Origin of the sequence: Actinomadura sp. 7K507, from assembly GCF_004348425.1 — a bacterium.
GTDB lineage: Bacteria > Actinomycetota > Actinomycetes > Streptosporangiales > Streptosporangiaceae > Spirillospora.
In genome coordinates this window covers 1-2,892 of the sequence record NZ_SMKK01000453.1, presented here as the reverse complement: position 1 = coordinate 2,892, position 2,892 = coordinate 1, and the positions used below count along the sequence as shown (strand labels likewise).

Sequence of the window (2,892 nt, the reverse complement as noted above, 5' to 3'; positions counted from 1 at the left end):
GCCCCAGGAGGCGGGCTGGACGAGCCCGCCCCGAGACTCCCGCCCGCAGGCGCCCCATCCGCCCACCGGCCCGGAAGCCGGGGACGGCTGGGAGGCGATGGCGGTGCGGGAGCCGCTGGCCTACCTCGGCGAGGCCGGGCAGGAGATCGGCAGCTCGCTCGACCACCTGCAGGCCGCGCGGAAGCTCGCCGAGGTGCTGGTCCCGCGGCTCGCCGACTTCGCCGCCGTCGAACTGCTCGAACGCGTCGTCGCCGACTCGGCGCCGCCCGCCGACGACGTCGACGAGACCACGCAGATGCGCCGCGTCGCGGTCGTCCACAACGACGAGCCGGGGCGGTGGGACGACCTCGTCCCCGAAGGGGAGCCGCTGCTCCTGTCGTCCGGGACGCCGTTCGTCCAGGCCATGCGGACCGGGCGTCCCGTCCACATCCCGCACGTCGATCCCGAGCGCGCCGCCGAGATCGCCGCCTCGTTCGGCGGCCGTGACCTGCGTCCGCTGCTCGCCGGCCGGGAGCTGCTGATCGTCCCGCTGATCGCGCGGGGCCGGGTGCTCGGCACGTTCAAGATGCTCCGCAAGCCCGGCCGCCCGGGATTCGGCGAGCTCTGCTTCGCCATGGTCGAAGAGCTGGCCCGCCGCGCCGCGCTCTGCATCGACAACGGCCGGCTGTACCGGCGCGAGGTCCAGGTCGCCGAGGAACTGCAGCACAGCATGCTGCCCGACGACCCGCCGGACGTCGCGGGCGCGCGCGTCCGCTACCGCTACCGGCCCGCCGGGCAGGCGGCCAACGTCGGCGGCGACTGGTTCGACGCCATCCCGCTGCCCGGCTCCCGGCTCGGCATCGTCGTCGGCGACGTCATGGGCCACGGGCTCACCTCCGCGGCGATCATGGGGCAGATGCGCACGGCCGTGCGCACCCTCGCCGCCGAGGACATGCGGCCCGCGCGGCTCCTGCGCCAGCTCGACGGCCTCGCCCGCCGGCTCGGCGAGGACTACCTCGCGACCTGCATGTACGCGGTCTACGACCCGGTGGAGCGCCGGTGCACGCTGTCCAACGCCGGGCACGTCCCGCCCGTCCTGGTGTCGGCTTACGGCGAGAGCCGCGTCCTTTCCGTCCCGTCCGGCGTGCCCATCGGGGTCGGCGGCGAACCGTTCGAGACCGTCGAGGTGCCGGTCGAGGACGGGTCGCAGCTGTTCCTGTGCACGGACGGCCTGCTGGAACGCCGCGACCGCGACCTCGAACAGGGGCTGGAGGAACTGCGCGGCCGGCTCGCCGGGGCGGCGTCCGACCTCGACGCCACCTGCGACTCCATCCTCGACGCCCTCGTCGCGCCGACCCCAGCCGACGACATCGCCATCGTCGCGGTCGGATTCGACGGCATCCCCAAGGACGACGTCGCCCTGTGGGAGCGGCTGAAACCGCGGCCGAGCACCGTCCCCTGGATCCGGACGCAGGTCGCCGCGCGGCTCGCCGACTGGCGCCTCGAACCGCTCACCGACACCGTCGAACTGCTCGTCAGCGAGCTCGTCACGAACGCCCTCGTGCACGGCGCCGGTACCATCGGCGTCCGGATGATCAAGGCCGCGCACGTGACCGGAGTCGGAACCCTGCTCTGCGAGGTCTACGACGACGGCGCCGACCTCCCCCGCCTCCGCCACGCGGACGCGACGGACGAATCGGGCCGCGGACTCCAGCTCGTCAGCCACCTCGCCACGCGCTGGGGTACCCACCGCACCGAACGCGGAAAGGTCGTCTGGTTCGAGCACGGTCTGCCCAGACGGCGCCTCCCGGGCTGATGTCCGTGGTCGTGGGCCCGCATCGCGAATCTGTGAGGTAAATGTCCCGTCGGCGACAGATAGTTTCCAACGTCCGGTCCGCTCTGATCGGTGATGACGACACTCATCGAGGCTCACCCGGGGGAACAGTTGGGGCGGAATCTGACGCTGCCGGTCCCGGAGACGCTCTACGGCACCTACGCCGTGGCGCTCCCCGCACCGATCGCCGACCCGGCGGACCTCGCCCACGACGAGGTGACGCGGCGAACCCGGCCGCCCCTGCGCGACCTGGTCCTCGGCATGCTCGACAGCCCCATGCTCACCCTCGACCAGCGGCCCGCGGACGACTTCCCCCCGCTGCCCGGCGACCTCCTCGCCGCCTACGGAGCCGACCCGTCCGACATCGCGGCCGTCAACGACGCCGCGCACGTGCTCGCCGTCCGCGCCGCCTACCGCCCCGGCCGGCCGCCCGCCCACGAATGGGCCGCCCGCGCGGTCGCCGGCGGTGTCGGCGTCGCGCTGACCGCCCCCGTGATCGACGTCTTCACCCCGCAGATCCTCCGCCCCGGCCACCTCGAACGCTCCCTGCCCGGCCCGGACGGCGCCTTCCGCCTCACCGACTGGATGCTCCTCCCGCACACCTCGGGCCCCCGCGGCTTCTTCTTCACCACCAAGGGGCTGGCCAGATTCGGGCTTCCCGAACTGCAGACCGAAAACGTCCCGCCCGATCTCGTCGAACCGTGGGGCCGCCTCCTCAACGGCCTGGCCCGCCGCGTCCTCGACCTCTGGCTGGACGAACTCCCCGCCGGAGAACAGCCCCTGGTCGTCGACATCCCCGAGATCATCTCCGTGGGCCTCCAGGACATCGCCGCCGCTCAGGGCACCGACGACCCGCTGCGGCGGGAGGTATCGGTCCGGCTGCGCCACGACACGGGAGAGCCGCCCGTCCTCACCGTCCTGCCCGCCGAGGACGGCCCGGACCGCCTGGAAGCCCTGTGCGCCGCCCTCTTCGGCGCGCCCGAAAGCCACCGGTGAACTTGCCGATGATCTTGAACTGAGAGCAGGATCGACAAGTGAGATTCGGCCCGCGCGACCGTCCCAGCCCCGAACCCGAGGAC

At 73.2% G+C, this 2,892-nt stretch carries 2 protein-coding genes; both read left to right on the top strand.

The features are described 5' to 3' along the window. Positions 1 to 1,795, top strand: a 1,795-nt coding sequence (locus E1285_RS44275) for a SpoIIE family protein phosphatase (RefSeq protein WP_132160895.1), incomplete at its 5' end; no start/stop codon positions are given. A 93-nt stretch (positions 1,796 to 1,888) separates the two neighbouring features. Then, positions 1,889 to 2,809, top strand: a complete 921-nt coding sequence (locus tag E1285_RS44270) for a hypothetical protein (RefSeq protein ID WP_243723479.1) — start codon at positions 1,889 to 1,891, stop codon at positions 2,807 to 2,809. Positions 2,810 to 2,892 lie beyond the last annotated feature (83 nt).